Consider the following 26100-nt stretch of genomic DNA (forward strand, 5'->3'; position numbering starts at 1 on the left):
GGAATATTTTTTCGCGGTCTATGCTAAAAATACACATTATTTATGAGTTAATGAAGGAGTCCTTTATTTAAAAATATCGAAAAAAATGGTATAATAAAAAACACTGCAAAGGAGGGATAGTATGCGTGTAGCAGAGGTTATTATTAATCGTCCGACTAAAAAAATGAATAGTCCGTTCAGCTATGCCGTACCGGAACATTTGGGAACAATTGAACCGGGCACACGTGTGGCTGTCCCTTTGGGGCGTACTCGTGAAGAAGGCATTTTGGTAGGCTATCGTGAACTTGAAGAAGTACCGACATATCAACTTAAACCGATACAGGCGGTTCTCGATAAGAAACCGTGGTTTACACCGGAAATGCTGGCGACGGCTAAGCGCCTCAGTGAATATTATTTGTGCTCTTTGTCGGAAGCACTCAGTTTATTTACTATTGATAAAAAACAGTTAAAGAGTTATGAACGACCTAAAGAACAATGGCTGTCGGCGGAACCGTGGTTTAATCCGGAACATATTCCGCCAAAACGCAAACGCCAGCGTGAATTGGGATTTTATTTACAAGAATTGGGAACCGCTTCAGTTCACAGTTTGCAAAAAGACGGTTTTGCCTTACCGGTAATCAAACAGGTTATGACCTATGAAGGTATAACGGTGGAAGAACGCTACAGCAAGACCAAGACAAAGTTTGATGCTTATCAGGTTAAAGATTTGCCTTTGACCGAAGAACAGACAATCTGTTATGAACCAATTCGGGAAGCTGTTAATAATAACGTGGCGCAAACATTTTTGCTTCATGGGGTTACGGGTAGCGGTAAGACACAAGTCTATATGAAGGTAGCCAAAGATTGTTTGGCCAAAGATCGTATAACCATTGTGTTGGTTCCTGAAATTATGCTGACCAATCAGATTGTTATGCGTTTCGTGGAAGCATTCGGTGATGAAGTGGTGGTATTTCACAGTAAACTTACCATCAGTGAACGGTATAATAATTGGGAACGCTTGCGACGTAAGGACAGCCATATTATAATCGGTGCCCGTTCTGCTGTATTTGCACCGACCGATGACATCGGGTTAATCATTGTCGACGAAGAACATGATACTTCCTATAAACAGGAAGATATGGTGCGTTACCATGCCCGTAAGGTGGCGCAGTGGCGCTCTCATGCCAATCATTGTCCGCTGATTTTAGGTTCGGCAACGCCATCGATTGAATCGTACTACCTGGCAAAACAAGGGCAATATACCTTGTTGGAGTTAAAACATCGAATTTTTCATCAACCTTTGCCCAAGGTACAGATCATCGACATGAAAGAAGAGATGATATACGGCAATTACTCGGTGTTTTCAGGCGCTATGATCCATTTGATTCGGCAGACTTTGGCTAATAAAGAGCAAATGATTATGCTCCTCAATCGGCGCGGTTTCAGTACCTTTGTTATGTGTCGTGATTGTGGCGAGCCTGTTAAATGCCCGCATTGTGATATTGCCATGGTGTATCATCGGGAAGGTGAAGCACTTCGTTGTCATTATTGTGAGCATCATGAACCGGTGCCTAAGGTGTGTCCTAAATGCGGCAGTCTTAAGATTAAATTTTTCGGTTCTGGCACGCAGAAGGTAGAAGAAGAATTACAACGTAACTTTCCGAAGGCACGTATTGCCCGGCTTGATCAAGATATGACGGCCAAAAAAGGCAATGGTGAACAGATTCTTAATGATTTCGGTGCCGGCCGTTATGATATCTTACTGGGTACTCAAATGGTGGCTAAGGGTCATGATTTTAAAGGGGTTACGGCTGTCGGTGTTTTAACCGCTGATTCGGTACTTAATATTCCTTTATACAGTGCGTCGGAACGCACTTTCGATTTATTGACGCAGGTGGCGGGGCGAGCCGGTCGCAGCACCGGTAAAGGTCAGGTAGTAATTCAGACCTATAATCCGTTACATTATGCTATAATAAAGAGTAAGGCTCATGATTATGTGGGCTTTTACGAAGAAGAAATAAAAGCTCGTGAGCTGTTGAGGTATCCACCCCTTGGCTCAATGATGCATTTTCGCATTCAACATAAGGATGAGGCAAAGGCCATGGCCATTGCCGAGCGCATTGTTGAAGCACTTGAACCGTATGCTGTACCGGGGGAACTTGATGTAATGGGACCTTATCAAGAAGGGATTAAGAAGGTTCGCGATTTATATCGAGTAGCGATTATGGTACGGGGGGATAATTTAGAGGCAATTAAACAGTTTATATATACATCGTGGATCTTTACACAAGAGGGACTGCAGATTGATGTGGATCCCGTATAAATAGGAGGCAATATGGCAGTATTGGAAATCGTTAAGGCAGGTCATCCTGTGTTGAAACAGGTTGCTCAACCTGTAGAATTTGTTAATAAAAAGATGCGTCAATTGTTGGACGATATGGCGGAAACTATGCGCGTATCCGACGGTGTCGGTTTGGCGGCACCACAGGTTAACGTATCGCAGCGTATTATCGTAGTAGATGACGGTACGGGTTTACAGGAATTCATCAATCCGGTAATTGTTAAAGCAGATGGTGAACAAATCGGTTTGGAAGGTTGTTTGAGCGTACCGGGTTATTATGGCGATGTAAAACGTTATCAGGACATCGAAGTTCATTATATTGATCGTCACAATAAGAAGAAAAAATTGAAAGCCGAAGGTTTCTTGGCACGTATTATTCAACATGAAATCGATCATTTGGACGGTATTTTATTTATTGAAAAAGTTGAGGCAGCATATCGTGTAAAAGATGAAAATGCCGAGGCTATGGAGGAAGCGGCAGCCGATGTGAATAAAACTGTCGGTGAAGCAGCACAAGCGTAGGAGGTTTTCATGAATTCATTACGAGTTGTATTTATGGGGACACCTGATTTTGCCGTACCTACGTTAGAGGCTTTGATTAAGGGCCCTCATGAAGTAGTGGATGTCTTTTGTCAGCCTGATAAACAAAAAGGACGCGGTAAGAAGGTACAAATGCCACCGGTTAAGGAGTGTGCTTTAGCAGCAGAACTTACTGTATATCAGCCGGAAACGTTACGTGATGAGGCGACGGAAACGCTTCTTCGTTCGTTGGCTCCGGATGTAATTATTGTAGTGGCTTACGGTAAGATTTTACCGCCTTGGCTCATTCGTTTGCCGAAATACGGCTGTATTAATGTACATGCCTCATTGTTGCCTAAATATCGCGGGGCGGCGCCGATTCATTGGGCCATATTAAACGGTGATACCCATACGGGGGTGACTATCATGCAAATGGATGACGGTCTTGATACGGGTGATATTTTGGATGTAGTAAAAACCGACATTAAAGACGGCGAAACGACAGGTGAATTATTTGATCGTTTAGCTGTCATGGGCGGTGAAGTGATCAATGAAATTTTGGCTAAAGCAGAAGCCGGTGAATTACAGCCGGTAGCGCAAGATGATGACAAAGCTTCGCATACTACGAAAATCACTAAAGAAATGGGCGCTATTGATTGGCAAAACAGCGCTGTTAATTTGGTCAATCAGATTCGAGGTCTCAATCCGGCACCCGGTTGCTTTACGTTTTTAGACGGCAAGCGTCTTAAAATTTGGCAGGCAAAGGCTTTGAACGAAGCTGACATGAAGGGGGAAAACTTGTCGTTAAATACGGCGGCAGGTACAATTTTAGCGGTAGGCGAACAAGATTTTACGGTTGCTACCGGTGAGGGAGCATTACGAGTTTTTGAAGTTCAGCCGGATAATAAGAAACGCATGACGGCTGGCGATTTTTGTCGTGGTCACCAAGTAAAGGCAGGACTCATTTTCAATGCGTAATCAAGAACAAAATGAACATCCCGTATTGGGACGTTACCCTTTATATTTTAAATTGACCTTTGCTGTGTTTGCCGCTATTACGCTCATTTGGGCTGCTCTGGCCTATTTATTATGGCCCGGCTTACACCGCTTGGGATTGCCCATTGCATATGGTGTGGAAGTACTTCTCGGTATTTTCCCGTTACTTTGCTGGATTATGTGGGGCAGTATGCTCTTGGCATCAACCAATCACTGGCGGATTCATCCTATTTGGCTCCGCATCAGTAATCGTTGGTTATATGCTTTTTTTCCGTTGGTAATATTGGCGGGCAAAACAGTAGGGGCCTCCAAGGATAAGGTCAGTCAATCTTTGATTGATTTAATCAATCATTTGGTAGAATTAAATCTCTATAAAGTACCGGCCGATCGTTTGCTTTTGCTCACACCGCATTGTTTGCAAAAGAGCGACTGTGTTCATAAAGTGACTACCGATGTACACAACTGCAAGCGTTGCGGTCGTTGTCAGGTAGGTACTTTATTGGATATTGCAGATACCTACGGTTGTAAATTTGTGGTAGTAACGGGCGGTACACTGGCTCGTTTGATGATAAAAAATATTCGACCGAAAGCCATTGTCGCCATTGCGTGTGAACGAGATTTGGTGAGCGGTATGAATGATGTATTTCCGATTCCCGTAGTCGGCGTGCTCAATGAACGCCCTTGCGGTCCATGTTGCAATACACGGGTTGATACGGATCGGATTAAAGAAGTTATGGAGAAATTAATCAATGGATAAAGGAACAGCACAAGTTAATATTCGCCGTCTGGCGGTGCAAGCTTTATTGCAGATTAATCGTGACGGCGCTTATGCCAATATCGTGTTGCAACAGATGCTGACTGAGCATAAGTTAAGCGATATTGATCGCCGTTTTTTCACGGAACTTGTATACGGTGTTGTACGACGCCGCAATTATTTGGATGCTATCATTGCGGCTTTGGCAAAACGGCCGCTTCGTAAGTTATCGTCTATTGTTGTAGAAATATTACGTTTAGGGCTGTATCAGCTTATTTATATGGATAAGGTGCCGGACAGTGCGGCGGTTAATGAAAGTGTAAAATTGGCTAAAAAAATGGCTCGCGGCTTGGATGGTTTTGTAAATGGTGTGCTTCGCAACTTTTTGCGGAATCGTGACAGCTACAGCATTGATGAACTGGCTAAGAATGAAGTGGAACGACTGGCCTATATTTATAATCAGCCGGTTTGGTTGTTGGATCTTTGGCTTAAAACATACGGCGAGACCGAGACAATCGGACTTTGTACGTGGTTTAATGAACGGCCTCGTTTGACGGCTCGTATCAATACATTAAAAACTTCGGTTGCCGACGGTATGTCGGCTCTTGAAAAAGCCGGCTGGCTAGCGGAAGCTACCGGTAAATTGCCGGAAGCCGTACACATTACCCATCATACGGGTTCGCTCGAAAGTGCACCAATCGTTAAAGCTGGTTTGATTACCTTTACCGATGAAGCATCTATGGCGGTGGCTTATGTGGTGGATCCCAAACCGGGCGAGAAAGTGCTCGACTGCTGTGCCGCACCTGGCGGTAAAACTATGCATTTAGCGGCTCGCATGAATAATGAAGGCCAGATAGTGGCTGATGATATTCATGAGCATAAATTGGGCCTTATGGAAGCTAATGCAAAACGCTTAGGGGTGACGATTGCGGATTTTAATCTGCAGGATGCTACCAAATTGCCGCAAACGTGGTACAATCAATTTGACAAGGTATTAGTTGATGCCCCTTGTTCGGGACTCGGCATTTTACAACGCAAGCTTGATATGCGTTGGCATAAAACGCCGGAGTCTTTGACCGAATTGCCAAAGTTGCAGCAACAGATTATTGAAACTGCCGCTAAGACGGTTAAACCCGGCGGTGTATTGGTATATTCTACCTGCACTATTAATCGGGCTGAAAATGAAGGTGTTGTTGAAGCATTTTTGAAAGCGAATGACAACTTTGAATTGGAGGATGCTTCTTCCTTTTTGCCGTTTGAAACGGAAGGCCCTATGGTTACTTTATGGCCCCATCGTGATGAGATGGACGGGTTTTTCATTGCCCGTTTGCGCAAAGCTTTATAAAAAATTTACTTGAAATTTATAGATTTTAAAAGGACTTTATAGGGAATATAGCTAATATATATATGATACGGGTTTATTTCGTATTTTATATTGGTAACTCTATAGACTTCGACTCATTTTGTTGAAACTTCAAAATTATTGATTTCATCGAATAAGGATAAAACTATGATAGAATTATTAGGTAAGAACCTGACCGAACTGCAGGCTGTTATTACGGAGGCAAAATTTCCTCGTTTTAGAGCCAAGCAAATAATGGATTATATATATAAGCGCTACATATTTGACTTTGATGCCATGCAACAATTGCCCGGTGATTTGCGCGAGTGGTTAAAAGCCAATTGCGTTATCTCCGTTCCTAAAGTAATTACAGAGAAAACGGCACCGGACGGCTTAACTAAGAAACTGTTATTGGAAATGGCTGACGGCAATCGTGTAGAAACAGTACTTATGAAGCAGCAGTACGGCAATTCCGTATGCGTGTCCTCGCAAGTAGGCTGTGCCATGGGCTGTATTTTCTGTGCTTCTACGACCGATGGTTTATATCGCAATTTGGAAACTCATGAAATTGTGGCTCAAGTGTTATTATTCGGTGCTCTTTTAAAAGAACGTATCCATTCAATTGTGGTTATGGGTGCCGGCGAACCGCTTCAGAATTATACGAACACAATTAATGCATTACGTTTGTTACATGAAAAAGAAGCGTTTGATATCGGTTATCGCCGTATGACGTTATCTACTTGCGGTGTAGTTGAAAATATTTATCTCTTGGCTGATGAAGGAATTCCGATTACCTTGGCCTTGAGTTTACATGCACCGAATGATACGATTCGACGTGAAATTATGCCGATTGGCGCACATTATGCTTTGGCTGATGTATTGGCGGCGGTCAAAACCTATTATGAAAAAACAGATCGTCGTGTAACATTTGAATATATTTTGATTGACGGTGTTAATTCATCGATTGATAATGCTCATGAATTGGGAGCTTTGGTTAAATCGTTCCCGAATTGTAATGTCAATTTAATTCCTGTTAACGGTAATGAACATATTAAGTTATTTAAACCTTCCCGTCGTCAGACGGAAGCGTTTAGAAACATCGTCGCATCGTACGGAGTATCCGTAACGGTGCGCAAAGAGATGGGCGATGCTATTCAAGCCGCTTGCGGCCAGTTGAAAATCCAACAGGCTAAAAAAGAAGCGGAGTAATAGGCATCACATGCAAAGGAGGCCCTATGAAGAGTATAGGCATGAGTAAAATCGGTTTGGTGCGACAACGCAACGAAGATCGGTTTTATATTGGAGATTCCTTTTGTATTGTCACTGACGGTATGGGTGGCTACAAAGGCGGCGAAATTGCCAGTACCATGGTAGTTGATACGCTGGCTGCCGATATGCAGCGTTGGCAAGATGTATCGGCTGATGCATTGCGCCAAGCTGTAGCAAAAGCAAATATGGCTGTCTATGATTGGGTGAAAACAACACCCGCTCTGGAAGGCATGGGGACGACCGCTGTTGTCGCATATGTGACAGGTTCCGATTTATATTGGGCCAATGTAGGGGATAGCCGTCTATATGTTTTTCACGAGGATCGACTGACTCAAATCAGTACAGACCATTCCATGGTTCAAGCTTTATATGAAGCCGGTGAATTAAAAGCGGATGATATGTTACAGCATCCGCAACGCAATGTATTGACCCGTGCCGTCGGTGTGGGTCCCGTTGTCGATATTGATGCCGGTGTATATAAAGTAATGCCGGGTGACAGAATACTACTGTGTTCTGACGGTCTCACCGGTTATATTGAGCAAGCTGTCATCGAAGAGGCCTTTCGTAAGGAAGCGAAAGACGAACGCTTGATTGAAGATTTGATGACCTTGGTTTACGATCAAGGAGCTCGCGATAATGTAACCATAGTTATTGGTACCATTGACTAGGAAAGAGGTGAGATCATGAAAGAAACGGCAACTAAGTTACAAGGATTAATTCTTGATAATCGCTATAAAATTATATCCAAAATCGGTGTCGGCGGTATGGCTGATGTTTTCAAAGGTGAAGACACTCTATTAGGCCGACCGGTGGCGGTAAAAATATTACATTCCAATTTTGCCGGAGATGACGATTTTGTGGCACGTTTTAAACGTGAGGCACAAGCGGCCGGTAAATTGAGTCATCCAAACATTGTCAGTATGTACGATGTAGGTTTTGACCAAGGCTATCACTATATTGTGATGGAGTACATCGAAGGGGAAACCTTAAAAGAATATATTACGCGTCATGAACGCTTATCTATTGATAATGCGGTAAAATTTACTATCGCTATTGCCGAAGGTCTTGAACACGCCCATGCCATGGGAATCGTGCATTGTGATATTAAACCGCATAATGTGCTCATTACCAAACAAGGACGCATTAAAGTGACCGACTTTGGTATCGCTCGTGCTATGAATGCGGGTACCACCATGATGTATACGAATTCGATTATGGGCTCCGCTCACTATTTATCGCCGGAACAGGCCAGCGGTAAACCGGTTAACGGCAGTACCGATATTTATTCGTTAGGAGCGGTTCTCTATGAAATGCTCACCGGTCGTGTACCGTATGAAGGGGAAACACCAATCAGTGTAGCATTGAAACATGTTCGTGAACGTTTGATTCCGCCGACGCGTTATAATCCGAGTATTCCGACTTTATTGGAAGCGGCTGTAATTAAAGCACTCGCGAAACGACCGGAAGACCGCTTCAGCAATATTACGGAAATGATTGCGGCGCTGCGTATGTCGCAAGGTTTTGTCAACAGCAACAGCGGTCGTCGGGCTCCGCATGATTTCGGTACCCAGGTAATGACACCGGTACCGGAAACATCATATGGTGAACCTGATGAAGAGGACGAAGTATATTACGGTGGGGAAACCCAGCCGGAAGGTTGGATGGCTAAACTCAGCCGTTTACCGCAAAAATATATTTTGTTAGGTGCTTTTATCGTTTTCTTATTGGCTTTCGTGTGGGCCTTCTTGAGCTTCGGTAATTTCTGGAGTAATGCAACCGTAGATGTACCGAATGTCGTGGGCAAACAGGTAATCGTGGCTAAGCATATTTTGGAAGATAATCATCTCCGTGTTTCTGTAAGTGAAGTATCCAATCCGGACGTGCCAGCAGGCCAAGTTATTTCACAGAGTCCCGAAGCCAATGAACAGGTTAAGGAACAACGAACCGTTCATTTGGTGGTAAGTAAAGGTGTGGGCGACATTACCATGCCGGACATTACAGGTATGACGCTCGATCAGGCTCGTACAAGACTTAAGAGTTTAGGCTTGGTTATCGGTAAGATAACAACAGCATCCGATGACAGTAAAGAAGATGGTGTTATTTTGATGCAATCACCTCCGGGCGATTCCAAAGTAACTAAGGGTGCCACCGTTGATGTAACGGTAAACCGTGTGAAGAGTAAGAAAGTGGAATTACCTAATTTGGTAGGTATGACCGTTAAAGACGCGAAAGACGCATTGACTTCGCTCGGTCTTAATGTAGGGGCTATCAGCGGTGCCGGTGACGATACGGCTGTTATTACTCAACAAAGTCCTGAAGCAGGCAGTTCTCTTGATGCCAATACATCGGTTGCGTTGACGGCGGAAGCTAAGAAAACAACACCGGCTTCCAATAACTCCGGTAACAATGTAACTAAAGGTACAGTTGATATTACGGTGCCGTCAGGTAAAGCTAACCAGGCGGTTCGAATTGTTGTCAGTGATGACAGCGGATCCCGTACGGTATTTGACGGTACTGCACAGCCGGGTGAACGTATTGTTAAAGATGTATCAGGTACGGGCCGAGTACAGATTCAAGTATATTTAAACGGTGCATTAGTACAAGATCAAACATTATAGGAGGAATATGAAAACAGGCATTGTAATAAAAAATATGAATGGTTATTTTTACGTACAAGATGAACATGGTGAGATTCACGAATGTAAGGTGCGCGGTCGTTTAAAACAGGGGCGCTATTCTTTGCTGGTGGGCGATCGCGTAAGTTTTGACCCGGCCGGAACAATTGAAGCCATTATGACGCGCCATAATCAGCTGAAACGACCTCATGTGGCGAATCTTGATCAGGTTATTTTGGTAGTAGCGGCTCATGAGCCGGATATTAACGAATTATTGCTTAATAAATTAATCATTATGATTGAACATGCCGATATTCCTTTAGTACTTTGTATTAATAAATGTGACCTTCGTGATGAGAACATCGCTTCATTGGCAGAGATATATCGCCAAATCGGCTATACGGTCATTGAAACATCGACTCGAACCGGTGAGGGGCTCGACATACTGCGAGAACAACTGCATCATAAGGTCAGTGCCTTTGCCGGTCCGTCCGGTGTAGGTAAAAGCAGTCTTTTAAATGCGATTGAACCGTCCTTCGCTTTTCAAACCGGTGAGGTAAGTGATAAAATAAAAAGAGGACGTCATACCACACGACATGCATCGCTGTACAGTTTGGATGATGACTCCTTTATTATGGATACACCCGGATTTAGTGCCATTGATTTCAGTGAGATTTCCGAGGAACGATTGCCATCGCTTTATCCGGAATTTTTAGCGGCTGAATCAGGTTGTAAGTTCAGTCCCTGCTATCATGAGCATGAACCTGTATGCGGCGTTAAGGATGCCGTAGCAGATGGTCGGATAAGGACGGGGCGCTATGAATCGTATTTAGTCATTCGCGAAGAAATTCGCAGTCAAAGGAAATGGTGAAATTATGGTAAAGATTGCCCCTTCTATGTTGTCCGCAGATTTTGCGCGCTTGCAGGAAGAAATTAAAAGTATTGAATTAAATGGTGGCGATTTATTACATATCGATATTATGGACGGTCATTTTGTGCCTAATCTTACTTTTGGTGCGCCGGTAATTAAAGCGTTGCGCAAACATACCGTTTTGCCGTTTGATGTGCATTTAATGGTAACGAATCCGGAAGATTATGTAAAAACATTCGCCGATATCGGTACAGAATATTTTACGTTTCATGCAGAAGCGACACCGCACATGCATCGCTTGGTGCAAGAAATCAAAGCCAATGGCATGAAGGCCGGTATTTCGTTGAATCCGTCTACACCGGTAGCTATGCTTGAGGATATTGCTGCTGATTTGGATATGATTCTAATTATGAGTGTTAATCCGGGCTTTGGCGGTCAATCTTTCATTCCTCATTCCATTCGCAAGGTAAAAAAAGCGAAAGCTTTACTTGCTTATTATGAAAATACAAAGGCTGTCGTGGAAGTTGACGGCGGTGTAAACTTAGAAACGGCTCCACTCGTGCGTGAAGCGGGCGCTGATATTTTAGTGGCCGGTTCAGCTGTATTTGGTGCGAATGATCGCAGCGAAATGATTCGCTCTTTGCGAGGTTAATTGTAAAGCTCCTGCTTGTCAGGAGCTTTTTCTTTGAAATTAGTGAAGAGAAAACATTGCTATAGAAATAAAACTCATTTATAGTCTTGTTTGAGCGAGGATATAACAAAGCATGAAATTGGGAACAGATATTATTGAAATAGAACGAATCGAGACAGCTGTAGCAAAAAAGGCATTTGCCAAACGTGTCTTTACAACTCACGAGCTTTCCTATGCGATAAGTCGGGGAAAACAAAGAGCGGCTTCGCTGGCCGGTATATATGCGGCTAAAGAGGCCTTTGTAAAGGCTTTGGGAATCGGCTTTCGCCAAGGAACATTCCAGGATATTGAGGTTTGTCGCGATGATTTGGGAGCTCCCTTTATACGTTTAAGCGGTGTTTTCAACGATATATTTCGTAAGGGAGGCTTTACAACGATTGAAGTATCAATCAGTCATTGCCGCCTTTATGCGGTTGCTACCGTAATTTTAGCATAGTATAGTATCACTTAATTGTGGTGGCAGATAGTGTTTTAACCCGTTTATAGTAAGCGGTGTTATAGACTGTCGGTTATATAACAGACCGGCAAACTTTTATTTTATGTAGAAAGGAGCTACTATGCGTATCTTAGCGAAGGATGAAGCTAAATTCATCGATCAATGGGCAGTTGAAAAAGGCGGTTTGCCATTAGCGGTTTTGATGGAAAATGCCGGACGCGGTGTGGCAGAAGCCATCGTGGAAGCCTTTGAAGAATTGGATGAGCCTTTGGAGATTGTCATTGTTGCCGGCAAAGGCAATAATGGCGCCGACGGATTGGTGGCCGCTCGTCATTTAGAAGAATGGGGCCATGAAGTTCGTATTGTCATCCCTGATGAGGGTGAAGGTTCTGAACTCTTTGAAGAGCAAATGGCTGCTATTGAAGCTTTGGAAATCCCTGTTTTGACAATTGATGACGGTGATGTTTTTGAAACGGCTGACGTTATTGTCGACGGCTTGGTAGGTACCGGTTTAACCGGCGAATTATGTGATTCCGTTATGGAAATTTTGGATCGTATAGATGCTCATGTGGAAACGTATCCTGATACGTTAATGGTAGCCATTGATGTACCTTCCGGTATGAACAGCAATACCGGTGAGGTAGCCAACGGGACTGTGGCTATGGATATTACGGTAACTTTTGGGGCTCCGAAAATCGGCATGTTATTATACCCGGCTTGCGCTTATTGTGGGAAAATTGCTGTAAAAGGTCTTGGTTTTTCATGGGAAATGGCTTTATTAGATGATGACAATAAACAGTATCCGACTGAATTGATTACACCGGATCTTGTCACCGCCTTATTGCCGGAACGTGAAGAAACGGCACATAAGGGAACAAACGGGCATACCCTAATTATTGGCGGTTCCGATGGCATGATAGGGGCACCGTTATTGGCGGCTGAGGCAGCCGTACATGCGGGTGCCGGCAAAGTTACGGCTGTTGTACCTTCTGATTGCCTAAAAATGTTACAAACCAAAGTTATGCCGGAAGTGTTGACCGGTTCTTTCAGCAGTTTATTGCATTTACGCATGCATGCAGCTGATAAAGAAGCGGTAGCTATCGGACCGGGGTTCGGGCGCAGTGAAGAAAGTATGACCTTGGCCAAAACATTTATCACCACGACTGAGGCACCGTTGGTCATTGACGCAGATGGTCTTTGGGCACTTGGTCATATGGATACAGTCGGTGATGAATTTGCAAAACGCGATTTTCCGGCAATTTTAACTCCACATCCGGGTGAATTTGCACGTTTAACCGGTCTTAGCGTGGAAGAAATTGAAGCCGATCGCGTGGAAATTGCCCGTCAATTTGCCATTAAATATAAAGTGGTCTTAGTTCTTAAAGGTGCACCTACGGTGGTTGCGTCTCCTGAAGGCCTTGCTGCGGTTAATTACAGTGGCAATGAAGGTATGGGGACGGGTGGTATGGGTGACACCTTAACCGGTATTATTGCAAGTCTTTTAGGTCAAGGCTTGGAAGAACTGGAAGCAGCCATGGTGGGTGTTTACTTACACGGCGCTGCCGCTGATGAACTTTATGAAGAGCGAAACTTTGGTTATACGCCGTCTGAAGTAAGCCGCCAATTACCGTATACGATGACGGAATTATTGGACATGGATGTTGAATAAAAATCTGTCAGTAAGTTTGTTTTGAATTTTTAATATCAGTTTGTCAGGTGAAGTATGCAGTCAAATTTTAGATCTTGGGTAAAATATATTTCGTTAGTATTTACCTTTTTATTCAGTTTTTTCGTTCTTACCGGTTGTAGTGTAAATAATGCATCATCAATAGGTAACAATCTTAGTAATTTCTTGCAATCCGGTTCCCTTGATAATAATTACGCCCATTCCGGAATCCTGGATGTGTATACTTTGGATATCGGTCAAGGGGACGCTCATCTCATTAAGGTGGGAGATGAATACACATTGATTGATACCGGTGATGTAGATCATCGAGACAGTCTGATTGCTTTATTGAAAAAATACAATGTTAAATCCTTAAAAAATATTATCATTACGCATCCTCACGCCGATCATATGGGCGGGTTTTATGCTCTTATTAAAGCGGGAATTCCAATCGGTCATGTTTATGATAATGGCATGGAGGCCGGTACTTCGGTGTATAAGACCTATTTGAAAAATATAACGACCAAGAAGATACCGCACTCGGCTTTGTATAAAGGCATGACAGTTGATTTAGGTCAAGGCGCTCAGTTTATTGTATATGCTCCGGAACAAGGAAAATATATTAAGGATAATAAAGGTCAACTGGATCCTAATGATAACAGCATTGTAGGAAAATTGGTTTTTGGTAAGTTCTCTATGTTATTTACCGGCGATGCTTCACGAGCCGAAGAAAATAAGCTAATTATGGAAGAAAATACCAAACTTTCCAGTCGTGTGTTAAAAGTAGGCCATCATGGCAGTGCCGGCTCGTCACAAAAAGATTTCCTCCGCTCTGTCCGTCCTGAATCCGCCGTTATTTCGGTAGGTTTGCACAATGATTACGGTCATCCTACGTCACAAGCTTTGCAACGGTTAGCGGCTGAAAATATTATGGTATATCGAACCGATACTCAGGGAACAATACGCATTCATACGGATGGAAACACTTGGAATATAACTACAGAACGTTAATACTCGTTGATAAGTACGTTCAGGATTGACCGGGTTAGTTTAATGTAGACGAATTATCACATTTAGAAATCTTGTCAAGTAAAATTTAAAAAAATATTAACAAGAACATACGCTCTTCTTACCTCTTCAAAAGCCTTCTATATAGGCAATGAGGATAAGGGGAGCGTATGTTTGTTTTGTGAACGATATATGAAAATGCAGTCAAATCAAGGGGTATCTGAAATTCTGTGGTATAATTAAATAAACATACCCAGAGATTAAGCTGATAGTTAAGCTATTTGTACAGATTATGGGCATTTTAAAATAACGAATATTAAAGATAGTAAGAAATAGTTTGACTGGCCATTGCAGTGTGTGGTCAGTGATAGGAGTGAGATTGTTGCGAAAAATATGGTTTGCCGTAGTAATGGCAGTAATGATTTTGCCTTTATGGGCTATGAGCGTTAGAGCGGCGGATGTGACAGACGTAAAATGGGTAACTCGTATTGATGCACCGATTCCGTTCGTGCGCGTCGTGTTGAGTTTATCGGCTCCTGTAGATGCCAGTGCTTCGATTAATAAAGCAGGTACTACAACAACCGTACAACTGAAAAATGCTAAGTTAAAAACGGATGATACATCTATTACGATGGATAAGAATATTGTTACTACGACAAAATTGTCTCAGGACGGTAAAAATGTAAATGTTGTTTTAAATACACCTAAATCAATAGATGTAGGCGATATCAATGTCTTTTCTTTGAAAAAAGACACAGTGAATAATCGTCCGAATCGAATCGTTATCGATATTCAACAAAAAGGAGTCGCACCTCGTTCTGTATATTACGGTTCAGATAAGGCCGTCAAAAATACAACGGCTAACAGCGGCACTGTAAATACAGATAAAAAAGCGACTACAAACAAAACTTCAAACAGTAAAAATACAACTTCAACCAAGAACACTGCACCGGCTAAAACAACGCCGGCAGTAACACCTAAACAACCGACCGTAATTGCTACAGCCAGTCAACCAAAAGCTGTAACCGTTAATTATCGTACCAGCGGCGGTATTGCCGGTAAAGTAATTACTATTGATCCGGGCCACGGTGGCAGTGATCCGGGAGCAATCGGACCTAACGGTACAATGGAAAAAGATGTAACCTTAGCTATTTCCAAAAAGTTGAAGAAAGCTTTGGAAGATAAAGGGGCCATCGTTAATATGACACGTACTACAGATGTTGACGTATACGGACCGAATGCATCCGGTCCTGATGAATTACAGGCTCGTGTCGATGTTGGTACGGCCAATAAGTCTGATATTTTTGTCAGCGTTCACATTAACTCTTTCAGCAATCCGAATGTAGGCGGTATTACTACTTACTATTATGATAAAAATCAGTATGATACACGCTTGGCATCACGTGTACAGGCTAAAATTGCCGATGAATCCGGGTTTGCCGGGGATCGCGGTATTCAGCCGGGGAATATATATGTATTGCGTCGTTCCCTCATGCCGGCCATTCTTTTGGAATTAGGCTTTATTTCCAATCCTAAGGAAGAGGCTCTTTTGAAACAAGCTGATGTACAACAACAATTTGCTGATGAAGTGGCAGCAGGTATTGAAAGTTATTTTAGGGGGTAAGTCATATGATACGTAATGTAAAATTATTTATTACCACCCTCTTAGCTGTCATGTTATTAGTCGTAGCCGGCTGCAGTCCTGCAGCGACCGGTTCGACCGGAGGGGAAAATCAGGCCGTAGCAGCTTCGAGCGCTGCTAAATCGGCCAATAGCGACACCGGTGATAAAATGGCCAAAATGGTTATTTATGTTCCGCGAGATGACGGCAAAGGTGTTCGTCCGCAAACAATAACGGTGGATAGTGATAAAAAGACTTTGAAATACGCTATTTCCTTCTTATTTGATGAAGACAGCCGTCAAAGCTATCCGGTATTTCCGAAGAATGTCACTGTTAAAGACGTAAATATTAAAGATGGTTTAGCTAAAATCAATTTATCCAAAGAGTTCCTTGAAGGCGGTCAAGTAGACGGCCTCAGTGCTCAACTTCGCTTGGTATCAATTATTAATACGGCTACCTCTTTTGACAGTGTAAAAAAAGTACAAATATTGGTAGAAGGTAAAACCGTTAATACCTATGGCGGTTATGATTTGAGTGAGCCTATGGGGCGCATGGAACAGCAAATCGTAAAATAAGACAAAATATAATGAACAACGGCTCTATGGCGATTGCGCTACAGCCGTTGTTTTTTATTGCTTTCGGTAGGATTTTGCAAAGTATGCTATAATAATAACGATTCAAACCTGAATGTCCGGGAGGAAGAGTTATGAAAGTATCGGAACGTGGCGAGTTCGGCTTTATAGATGACATAAAATCGAATACTATTTTTAATCCGGCAACAATTGTGCAAGGAATCGGCGATGATACAGCCGTTTATCGTGTTACGGAAGGGTATGACCAATTAATAACGACCGATATGATGGTTAACGGTATTCACTTTTCCGAGGTTACGACGATTCCTTTTGATGTGGGCTATCGTCTTGGGGCAGCCAATATCAGTGATATTGCAGCTATGGGCGGTGAACCGAGACAAGCGGTAATTGCGGCAGCCATGCCGGTTGATACGGAAGTTGCTTACATGGAAGCTGTTTATGACGGATTTAAATCCATTTGTCAAAAATACAACGTGAATATTGTAGGTGGTGATACGGTAACAACTACAGGTCCGTTGGTACTTAACGTAACATTAGTAGGCGAAGTGCCTAAAGGTAAGGCGGTACTTCGCAGTGGTGCGCAAGTTGGTGACTTGGTTATTGTTACAAATACCATCGGCAATGCGGCAGCCGGTTTAGCGGTTCTGTTGGCCAAGCAAAAAAGTTTTGATTTCATTAAAGAGTGTCATCAACGGCCGGAGCCTCAGGTGCCTTTAGGCCGTTGGCTTCGTGAACATAAAGCAACATCTCTTAATGATATCAGTGACGGTTTAGGTAACGAACTGAATGAGATCGCCAAAGCATCAGGTGTAACAATCGAAATTGATGAAACGAAGCTACCGCTTCACGAAGAGTTACAAGAAGCGGCAAAAATATTAAGTGCTAACTCTCTTGATTGGGCGTTATTCGGCGGTGAAGATTTTCAATTGACCGGTACAGTTCCTGCCGTTTTAGCAGATACTATTGAAATGCAGCCTCATATCCATGTTATCGGCCGGGTTGTAACGGGACCTTCGAAAGTACTGATGCACAAGGCTGACGGTGAAACACGTTTGATAGAATCAAAGGGGTATGATCATTTTAAACATAAATCATAAATAAGGAGCTATGGCAATGACGAATATTGTTACGGATAACAAAATAGCTGTAATGGAATGTAAAACCCTTACAGTGGATGATACGATAGCCTTAGGCCGTCAATTAGGTCGTTTTATGATACAAATGGCACAAGAGTCACGGCCTTTATGTGTGGCATTAATCGGTGATTTAGGTACAGGAAAAACACATTTTTCACAGGGTGTAGCGGAAGGCTTCGGCGTTACCGAAGAAGTGACGAGCCCTACGTTTGCCTTAATGAATACCTATGAAACAATCAATGGCACCTTATATCATTTTGATGTATATCGCTTGGATGATGAATTGGAACTTGAAAATATCGGGTTCGGCGAGTTTACGGAAGATACACTGAGCATAGTGGAATGGGCCGATAAATTTCCTGATGCCTTACCGTTGGAAGTATTAGAAATTACCTTAACCGCGTTGGCAGACGGCGGTCGTCAAAGTTTGTGGCGTACGTCGGAACTGTCTGAGGCGGAACTTATAGAGATTGGAGGAACCTATGTATCTGGGAATTGAAACGAGCAGTGCCGTATCAAGCGTGGCTGTTATGGATGAACAGCGCTTTATCGGCGAATTGACCGTACAAGCGGGACTTACACACTCGGAACAGTTGGTTCCACATATAGATTTATTACTTAAGCAAAGCGGTGTAGCTAAAACTGCTTTAAAAGGGATTACGGTGAGCATCGGACCGGGCTCTTTTACGGGTCTGCGCATCGGCATGGGCACGGCTAAAGCGTTGGCCTATGCCCTCAATATCCCTTTAATGGGTGTAATGACCATGGACGGTTTAGCCCATAATTTTTGGCAATTCAGCGGCGTTTTGGCTGTCATGGTAGATGCGCAAAAGAAAAATGTCTATGAAGGCCGTTATCGCTGGGCAGCCGGTCAATTGGTTTGCGAACAGGCACCGACCGTAAAAACACGTGATGAAGCACTAAAAGCTTTAGCTGAATTAAATGAACCGGTTATTTTGGCCGGAGACGGTATTATTAAATTCGGTCATATATTAGCGGATTACGGTACTAATCTGAAGTTGGCACCTATGCCTTTAAGAATTCCTAAAGCATCCGGCGTGTTATTGGCAGCTTTACCGCGCTTTATGGCGAATGCACCGGATGAAGCGTCTGAAGTTGTACCGTATTATATTCGACGTTCGGAAGCGGAAGTTGTGTGGGATGCAAAACATCCTGAATTGGTGGCGCAAGGCAAAGTACCAAATCCGTCCGTTGTTGTTACCGAAGCGGCCGGAGCCTTACAGGATGAGGTAAAAGGGTATGTTTAATCTCAGACGTGCCGAGGCAAGTGATGCAGCCGCCATTTTTGAAATTGAAAAAGCCTGTTTTTCCGTGCCATGGTCCATGGAAGCAATTGAAACGGAATTAGCTGAAACGGAACAACGTATTTATATGGTTATAGAAGTGGACGATAAGATTGTAGGTTATGCGGGCGCTTGGCTGGTGCTCGACGAAGGGCAAATTACCAATATTGCCATAGCGCCCGAATATCGTCGCGACGGTTATGGAGCTATGATGACCCGTAAATTAATCAAGGAATTGTTTAATAAGGGTATGAATGAAATATTTTTAGAAGTGCGCATTTCCAACGTGGCAGCTCTTACCATGTATCGTCGGCTCGGTTTTACCGTCAAAGGCTTGCGTAAGAATTATTATACCGATCCGGTGGAAGATGCGTATATCATGTCGTTAATTAAAGAAGAGGAGGCCACGGTATGAAAGTATATACCTTAGCCATTGAAAGCAGTTGTGATGAAACATCGGCGGCTGTGCTGGTAAACGGCCGCCAAGTCTTATCCAATGTTATATCCAGTCAAGTGCCGATTCATCAAAAATTCGGCGGGGTGGTACCTGAAATTGCGTCCCGTCATCATATTGAACAGGTAATTCCCGTAGTTGATCAGGCTTTAGCTGATGCGGGTGTAGCCTTAACCGATATTAATCATATCGGTGTAACGTATGGTCCGGGATTGGTCGGTTCTTTATTGGTCGGCGTGGCAGCGGCCAAAGGCTTATCGTTTGCTACAGATATTCCGTTAATTGGTGTCCATCATATGGAAGGACATATTTTTGCTAATTTTTTGGCCCATCCTGACTTGGAGCCGCCATTTTTGAGCCTTGTTGTATCGGGCGGTCATACCATGCTTGTAGTAGTAAAGGATTATGAAACTTTTGAAGTGTTGGGAGAAACTCGTGATGATGCAGCCGGTGAAGCTTTTGATAAAATCGCGCGTGTCATGGGCTATCCGTATCCGGGCGGTCCGCAGATTGAACGCGTGGGGGCCGACGGCAATCCACAAGCTATTGAATTCCCTAAAGCCTTACAGGAAAAAGGCAATTTTGAATTCAGTTTCAGTGGTTTAAAGTCAGCTGTGTTGAATTATCTTAATAGTGCCAAACAAAAAGGTGAGGCTGTTAATGAAGCGGATGTAGCCGCCTCATTTCAGCAGGCTATTATCGATGTATTAGTTGAAAAGACTATCGAAGCGGCTCATACCACAAGTCAAACAAAAGTAACGTTAGCCGGCGGTGTTTCCGCCAACCGTCATTTACAAGATGCATTGGCGGTTGCCTGTGAAAAAGAAGGATTAACCTTCTATCGTCCAAGTTCTATTTTGGCGACCGACAATGCGGCCATGATAGGTTGTCGGGCGTATTATATGTCATTGGCCGGTAAATTTGCAGACTTGCACTTGAATGCAAAACCTTCCATTCCACTTGGACAAACTCCGCCTTTGAAAACTATCTGAATGCTTTTAATAATCAAGAAAATATCCTTGAAAGTTATATAAATATTATGAAAACAGTGTAAATACGTTTAATAATGTAAATACATTTAGGCTCTGCGGAAATGTATTATGGAGGAGCGGTCATTATGGCTACGAAATTGCAGAACAGTGAAGTACGTAATGCCTTAAAACTTCATACGGATTTATCTGAACCGCAGCAGCGATTAATGCGCAGTGTAGTTCGTTTGTTGCCATTTGCTGCCTCCTTACCGCAACAAGATGTATGTGTCTTTACGGGGGCAAGGGATGATGAAATTCTCGTTTTCGGTCATATTAAAGATTGGCCGGCAGCGGTCATTAAGCCGGATATTTGTTTGTTGAAATCTTATGAAGTCGGCTTGTGGCAAGATCTATTGCAAAGCGGTCATGCCGTGAAGGGGTTTATGGAGCACAAACATGGTCAATTGGCTCGTTTGTTGGCCTTTCCCATCGTAGATAACGGGGGCAAATGTATCGGTGGTATTGCCATGCTTCATAATGGTTTGGAGCCGCATACCGAGGCTCCATTGTTAACGGCATCGGATGTATTGGCAGAAACGACCTACATGGCGATGATTGTACCGCAACAAAATCAAGCAGATTTATACACACCACTATCCTATCAAGACGGTATTATTATTTTTGACGAAGCGGGTATTATTCTCTATGCGAATGAAGCGGCTTCACATTTGGTTGATTTATTGGGATTTGATCGCCGTTTGGTAGGCACTTCAATTTATGGCGGCTCATTGAAAATGAGCTGGGTTAAACAGGCTATTCGTGATCATCGAGGGGCTGTGTCTGAAGAAATATACGGCGATATTATCGTGGAACAAACGATATTGCCAATTAATGCAGGGACTCGAGCCAAGCGCAGTTTTCTGTTTTTAAAAGATAAAACAGCTTTTCGGCGTAAGGAACAAGAGTTAATGGTTAAAAACTCCGTTATTAAGGAGATTCACCATCGAGTAAAAAATAACTTGCAGACAGTGGCCGGTTTACTTCGCATGGAGGCGCGGCGTTCCGATTCGGAGCAGGTAAAAAAGGCACTTCAAGAAGGGGTGAGCCGTATCGAAAGCATGGCACTCGTTCATGAAGTCATATCGCACTACGAAGAAGATTATATCGAATTACGTACCATCGCCGAAGAATTAATTCGTCTTTTGAAGCGAGCTTTACTACGCAGTGATGACATGGTGCAATGTGAATATGTAGGTGACAGTATACTTTTATCTTCACAAAGGGCCGGTTATGTCTCTTTAATTCTCAATGAATTGATTTCAAATAGTTTTGAACACGGTTTTAGCTGTATGACCAATCAAGAACCGGTAAAAGAGGGACATATCATAATCGAAGGCAACTTAAAGGGAAGTTCGATTACATTAACTGTTTCTGATAATGGTAGTGGTTTACCCGATGATTTTGACTTAAATGCGTCGAAGCGCTTGGGTTTACAGATTATTCGTAATTTGGTGACCAATGAATTAGCCGGCACGCTTGAGATTACAGGCGAGCCTGATAAAGGTACAGTCGTAAAGATAACATTTAACGAATAGTAATCCGGATAATCTGACAGGCAATATCATGGGTTTAAAAGTAATATTGTATTTTTAAAATATAAATTACGATTTTGAGTAAAAGAGAGGTTCAGTCTATGAAGGTTTTAATAGTCGACGATGAATCTTTAATTCGAATGGATTTACAGGATCAACTGGAAGCTGCCGGCTATGAAGTGGTCGGTGCGGGCAAGAATGGCGTTGAGGCGTTAGCCAAAGCCAAATCGTTACAGCCTGATGTAATTTTAATGGATGTAAAAATGCCGGAACTCGACGGTATTCAAGCGGCGCGACAAATCAGACATAATAATTGGGGGCCTGTGGTTTTATTAACGGCTTACAGTCAGCAGGATTTAGTTAAAAAGGCAGGGGAATCCGGAGTTTACGGCTATTTAATTAAACCTGTCCGGGAAGATCAGTTGGGGCCGGCTTTGGAAATGGCTTTTCATCGCTATCAAGAAGATTTAAAACTAAAATCTGATATCGAAGGGCTGGAGCAAACCTTAGCGGAACGCAAGTTAATTGCTCGGGCCACCGGTATATTACAGGATTTATATAAAATATCGGAAGAGGCTGCTTATGGGCGATTGCGCTCATATAGTATGGCTAAACAACTGACAATCGGTGCCACTTGTGAAAAGGTGGTTGCAGCTGCGAAGAAACGTCGTGTATAACACGGCCTTTTTTTGTAAAAAAGTAAAAATAAATATGTTCTGAAATATAAAATTTTGGTAAAAAGTCAAAAAATCAAAAATAATGCTTGCAATTATTTTCAATTCAGCTATAATAATACTTGTAGTTAGCACTCGATGTTAGTGAGTGCTAACAAATAGATAATTAAACTACTAATTAACATCCATTAGTTCAAAGGAGAGATTAACAATGATGAAACCTTTAGGCGACCGTGTTATAATTCGTGTCCTTGAAAAAGAAGAAAAAACAAAAAGTGGTATCTTTTTACCTGACACAGCTAAAGAAAAACCTTCCGAAGGTGAAGTAATTGCTGTAGGCGCCGGTAAAGTATATGACAACGGTCAGCGTGTTGCTCCTGAAGTAGCAGTTGGTGATAAAGTAATGTTCTCCAAATATGCGGGTACAGAAGTTAAAATTGATGGTATCGACCATCTCGTAATTAGCGAACGCGACATCTTAGCTATTTTATAATCCATAGCGTGATATATACACGATTCTCTAATTTATATATTCAATCAGATCTGTCGTAAGGCAGTATCGGGAGGTAATAGATATGGCAAAAGAAATTCTTTTTAATGAAGATGCACGCCGCGCTTTAGGCCGTGGTGTTGACGCACTGGCAAATGCAGTAAAAGTAACGTTGGGACCTAAAGGCCGCAACGTAGTATTGGATAAAAAATTCGGTGCGCCTACCATCACTAACGATGGTGTAACTATTGCACGTGACATCGAATTAGCTGATCCATTTGAAAACATGGGCGCACAGCTCGTTAAAGAAGTAGCTACTAAAACTAATGATGTAGCCGGTGACGGTACTACAACCGCTACTGTATTGGCTCAGGCTATGATTCAAGAAGGTATGCGTAACGTAGCAGCCGGTGCCAACCCAATGATTTTGAAAAAAGGTATTGAATTAGCTGTTAAAACTTTGGTTGAAGAAATCAAAAAGAAATCCATCAAAGTAAACGGTAAAGCAGATATTGCTCAAGTAGCTTCCGTCTCTGCCGGCGACGCTGAAATCGGCGGTCTCATTGCTGAAGCTATGGAAAAAGTAGGCAACGACGGCGTTATCACTGTAGAAGAATCCAAAGGTTTACAGACTGACCTTTCCGTTGTAGAAGGTATGCAGTTCGACCGCGGTTACATTTCTCCTTACATGGTAACTGACCCTGATAAAATGGAAGCCGTTATGAACGACCCTTACATTTTAATCACTGACCGCAAAATCAGCGCTATTGCCGATATGTTACCAACTCTTGAAAAAGTTGTAAAACAAGGTAAAGAATTGCTCATCATCGCTGAAGATCTTGACGGTGAAGCATTGGCTACATTGGTAGTTAACAAATTACGTGGTACTTTCAAAGCCGTTGCTGTTAAAGCACCTGGTTTCGGTGACCGTCGTAAAGCAATGCTCGAAGATATCGCTATCTTAACCGGTGGTACTGTTATCACTGAGGATATGGGCCGTAAATTGGACAGCGTTGAATTGGAAGACCTTGGTACTGCTCGTCAGGTTCGTGTAAGCAAAGACGAAACTGTTATTATCGATGGTGCCGGCGACAATGACGCTATTAAACAGCGTGTTGCTCAGATTAAAAACCAAGTGGAAGAAACTACTTCCGAATTCGATAAAGAAAAACTTCAGGAACGTTTGGCTAAATTGTCAGGCGGTGTAGCAGTTATCGAAGTTGGTGCCGCTACTGAAGTTGAATTGAAAGACAAAAAACTTCGCATCGAAGATGCTTTGAACGCTACTCGTGCAGCTGTTGAAGAAGGTATCGTAGCCGGTGGTGGTACAACTCTTATCGACATCTTACCTGCTCTTGAAACATTGAAAGAAGAAGGCGATGTTCAGACCGGTATCAATCTTGTAAAACGTGCTGTTGAAGAACCTCTCCGTCAAATCGCTTACAATGCAGGTTTAGAAGGTTCCGTAGTTGTTGAACGCGTTAAAAACACCGATGCCGGTGTTGGTTTCAACGCTTTGACTGAAGAATATGTAGATATGGTTAAAGCCGGTATCGTAGACCCTGCTAAAGTAACTCGTTCTGCTCTTCAGAATGCAGCTTCCATTGCTTCCTTAGTATTGACTACTGAAAGCATCGTAGCTGACAAAGTAGAAGAAAACGCTCCTGCAGCACCTGCTATGCCTCCAATGGGCGGCATGGGCGGTATGATGTAATATCAACCAATCAGAAGCTGATATAAGCTAGTATAAAAGGCAACTAAGTTTAACTTAGTTGCCTTTTTTATGTTATTAATCGTCTATTATTAATGGACAAAAATCTATTATTCATAAAAAATCAATGGTATAATTAAAATAATATAATATGATGACTAATGTTTAGATTCAAGAAATGCGCTATTGAGTCTGGCGATTGTTTGGGGTAAAGATGAACTAAAATATTAGTCTTGGGATTTTACGGTAAGGTCTATTTAGGGAGGAAATAAACTGTGGAGCGTGAATCTTTAACAAAATCTTTAATAGCGGCAGCTATTATCATTATCGTAGTATTGGCAGGCTATTTTTATTCTCCTAAATCAGATAATACATCCAATATTACAACAACTACTAGTACTACCGGTGATGTAAAATCTAATGATTCCAATAAATCTGTTGCTACTAATTCAAGTTCTGGTACGGCATCTCAAGAATCATCAAATAGTAATACGGGAACTGATAGTAACAATTCTTCTTCTGCCACTAGTAATAGTGCGCCATCCGGGACTTCGACATCAAATAGCAACGCTAAATCGATTAGTTTAATAGATCAGTCGTGGAAAGGGAATAATGTTACTATATCTGCTGTTGTTATTAAGAAATATGACAGTAATAAGAACGGTAAAACTAATAAATTCATGACGATTGCAGATCCTAATAAACGGTCTGTAACGATGAAAGCTGTTTTATTTGATACCGGTAAAAATTCAAATCCGGCATCAGCACTTGATTCAGCTTACAAAAACGGAAATCCTATTATAATTAGTGGGAAAATTGATGTTTATAAAGGTGAATTAGAAATTATAGTTAAAAATGTGGGTAACTGAATATGAGCATACTCTTCAATAAGCATACGATAGCATTACTGTTTTTTTTATTTGGTTTTATACACATTGAAGTATTTAACCAAGAAAAAATTCCGGGATTATTATTGATTGTATTAGGTTCGATATTTGCATTTATCTATACATTTAACCGTAAATATATACTAGAAAAATTTGATAAAGAGTTGTGTGTGTTACTCT

Annotated in this window: 25 protein-coding genes; all 25 read left to right on the forward strand. The window is 42.4% G+C overall.

Annotated elements, in window-relative coordinates; all coding sequences use genetic code 11:
- The first annotated feature begins 121 nt into the window (after positions 1-121).
- On the forward strand, positions 122-2302 hold the full coding sequence (gene priA, locus EO126_RS04710; protein ID WP_006556806.1) for a replication restart helicase PriA: 2181 nt from the start codon (positions 122-124) through the stop codon (positions 2300-2302).
- 12 nt (positions 2303-2314) lie between these two features.
- Positions 2315-2842 (forward strand): peptide deformylase, encoded by a 528-nt coding sequence (def, locus tag EO126_RS04715; protein ID WP_006556805.1) that lies wholly within the window; start codon positions 2315-2317, stop codon positions 2840-2842.
- A 9-nt stretch (positions 2843-2851) separates the two neighbouring features.
- A complete protein-coding gene (gene fmt, locus EO126_RS04720; RefSeq protein WP_127007748.1) occupies positions 2852-3817 on the forward strand; it encodes a methionyl-tRNA formyltransferase in 966 nt (321 codons plus the stop codon).
- Positions 3810-4592 (forward strand): DUF116 domain-containing protein, encoded by a 783-nt coding sequence (locus EO126_RS04725; RefSeq protein ID WP_006556803.1) that lies wholly within the window; start codon positions 3810-3812, stop codon positions 4590-4592. Before fmt ends, EO126_RS04725 begins: the two co-directional genes overlap by 8 nt.
- A complete protein-coding gene (gene rsmB / locus EO126_RS04730) occupies positions 4585-5934 on the forward strand; it encodes a 16S rRNA (cytosine(967)-C(5))-methyltransferase RsmB (protein WP_006556802.1) in 1350 nt (449 codons plus the stop codon). The genes EO126_RS04725 and rsmB overlap by 8 nt, the downstream gene beginning before the upstream one ends.
- A 165-nt stretch (positions 5935-6099) precedes the next feature.
- Positions 6100-7140, forward strand: coding sequence for a dual-specificity RNA methyltransferase RlmN (gene rlmN, locus EO126_RS04735; RefSeq protein ID WP_006556801.1), 1041 nt, complete (start codon positions 6100-6102; stop codon positions 7138-7140).
- 26 nt (positions 7141-7166) lie between these two features.
- Positions 7167-7868 (forward strand): Stp1/IreP family PP2C-type Ser/Thr phosphatase, encoded by a 702-nt coding sequence (locus EO126_RS04740; RefSeq protein ID WP_006556800.1) that lies wholly within the window; start codon positions 7167-7169, stop codon positions 7866-7868.
- Between the two features lie 15 nt (positions 7869-7883).
- Entirely contained in the window at positions 7884-9818 is a 1935-nt protein-coding gene (gene pknB, locus EO126_RS04745; RefSeq protein ID WP_127007750.1) for a Stk1 family PASTA domain-containing Ser/Thr kinase, read from the forward strand.
- A gap of 7 nt (positions 9819-9825) precedes the next feature.
- Positions 9826-10686, forward strand: a complete 861-nt coding sequence (gene rsgA / locus EO126_RS04750) for a ribosome small subunit-dependent GTPase A (RefSeq protein ID WP_127007752.1) — start codon at positions 9826-9828, stop codon at positions 10684-10686.
- Between the two features lie 4 nt (positions 10687-10690).
- Complete coding sequence (rpe, locus tag EO126_RS04755) at positions 10691-11338, forward strand: ribulose-phosphate 3-epimerase (RefSeq protein WP_127007754.1); 648 nt, start codon at positions 10691-10693, stop codon at positions 11336-11338.
- Between the two features lie 112 nt (positions 11339-11450).
- Positions 11451-11813: a holo-ACP synthase gene (acpS, locus tag EO126_RS04760; protein WP_006556796.1), complete on the forward strand. Its 363-nt coding sequence runs from the start codon at positions 11451-11453 to the stop codon at positions 11811-11813.
- A gap of 121 nt (positions 11814-11934) precedes the next feature.
- Entirely contained in the window at positions 11935-13482 is a 1548-nt protein-coding gene (locus tag EO126_RS04765; protein ID WP_127007756.1) for an NAD(P)H-hydrate dehydratase, read from the forward strand.
- Between the two features lie 54 nt (positions 13483-13536).
- A complete protein-coding gene (locus EO126_RS04770) occupies positions 13537-14490 on the forward strand; it encodes a ComEC/Rec2 family competence protein (RefSeq protein ID WP_127007758.1) in 954 nt (317 codons plus the stop codon).
- Between the two features lie 370 nt (positions 14491-14860).
- Complete coding sequence (locus EO126_RS04775; protein ID WP_436977302.1) at positions 14861-16111, forward strand: N-acetylmuramoyl-L-alanine amidase family protein; 1251 nt, start codon at positions 14861-14863, stop codon at positions 16109-16111.
- Positions 16112-16116: 5 nt separating this feature from the next.
- Positions 16117-16683 (forward strand): GerMN domain-containing protein, encoded by a 567-nt coding sequence (locus EO126_RS04780; RefSeq protein ID WP_006556792.1) that lies wholly within the window; start codon positions 16117-16119, stop codon positions 16681-16683.
- Between the two features lie 131 nt (positions 16684-16814).
- Complete coding sequence (gene thiL / locus EO126_RS04785) at positions 16815-17798, forward strand: thiamine-phosphate kinase (RefSeq protein WP_006556791.1); 984 nt, start codon at positions 16815-16817, stop codon at positions 17796-17798.
- Between the two features lie 16 nt (positions 17799-17814).
- Positions 17815-18336: a tRNA (adenosine(37)-N6)-threonylcarbamoyltransferase complex ATPase subunit type 1 TsaE gene (tsaE, locus tag EO126_RS04790; protein ID WP_127007760.1), complete on the forward strand. Its 522-nt coding sequence runs from the start codon at positions 17815-17817 to the stop codon at positions 18334-18336.
- Positions 18320-19105: a tRNA (adenosine(37)-N6)-threonylcarbamoyltransferase complex dimerization subunit type 1 TsaB gene (tsaB, locus tag EO126_RS04795; RefSeq protein WP_006556789.1), complete on the forward strand. Its 786-nt coding sequence runs from the start codon at positions 18320-18322 to the stop codon at positions 19103-19105. The genes tsaE and tsaB overlap by 17 nt, the downstream gene beginning before the upstream one ends.
- Complete coding sequence (gene rimI, locus EO126_RS04800; RefSeq protein ID WP_006556788.1) at positions 19098-19556, forward strand: ribosomal protein S18-alanine N-acetyltransferase; 459 nt, start codon at positions 19098-19100, stop codon at positions 19554-19556. Before tsaB ends, rimI begins: the two co-directional genes overlap by 8 nt.
- Positions 19553-20587, forward strand: a complete 1035-nt coding sequence (tsaD, locus tag EO126_RS04805) for a tRNA (adenosine(37)-N6)-threonylcarbamoyltransferase complex transferase subunit TsaD (protein ID WP_006556787.1) — start codon at positions 19553-19555, stop codon at positions 20585-20587. The genes rimI and tsaD overlap by 4 nt, the downstream gene beginning before the upstream one ends.
- A gap of 125 nt (positions 20588-20712) precedes the next feature.
- Complete coding sequence (locus EO126_RS04810) at positions 20713-22161, forward strand: sensor histidine kinase (RefSeq protein ID WP_164726702.1); 1449 nt, start codon at positions 20713-20715, stop codon at positions 22159-22161.
- Positions 22162-22259: 98 nt separating this feature from the next.
- On the forward strand, positions 22260-22835 hold the full coding sequence (locus tag EO126_RS04815; RefSeq protein ID WP_127007764.1) for an ANTAR domain-containing response regulator: 576 nt from the start codon (positions 22260-22262) through the stop codon (positions 22833-22835).
- Between the two features lie 208 nt (positions 22836-23043).
- A complete protein-coding gene (gene groES, locus EO126_RS04820; protein WP_006556784.1) occupies positions 23044-23325 on the forward strand; it encodes a co-chaperone GroES in 282 nt (93 codons plus the stop codon).
- Positions 23326-23407: 82 nt separating this feature from the next.
- Positions 23408-25036, forward strand: coding sequence for a chaperonin GroEL (gene groL, locus EO126_RS04825; protein ID WP_006556783.1), 1629 nt, complete (start codon positions 23408-23410; stop codon positions 25034-25036).
- 272 nt (positions 25037-25308) lie between these two features.
- Positions 25309-25902: a single stranded DNA-binding domain-containing protein gene (locus tag EO126_RS04830; RefSeq protein ID WP_127007766.1), complete on the forward strand. Its 594-nt coding sequence runs from the start codon at positions 25309-25311 to the stop codon at positions 25900-25902.
- The last annotated feature ends 198 nt before the right edge of the window (positions 25903-26100 follow it).

The sequence above is a fragment of the Veillonella seminalis genome, assembly GCF_003992065.1.
Taxonomy (GTDB): Bacteria; Bacillota; Negativicutes; order Veillonellales; family Veillonellaceae; genus Veillonella_A; species Veillonella_A seminalis.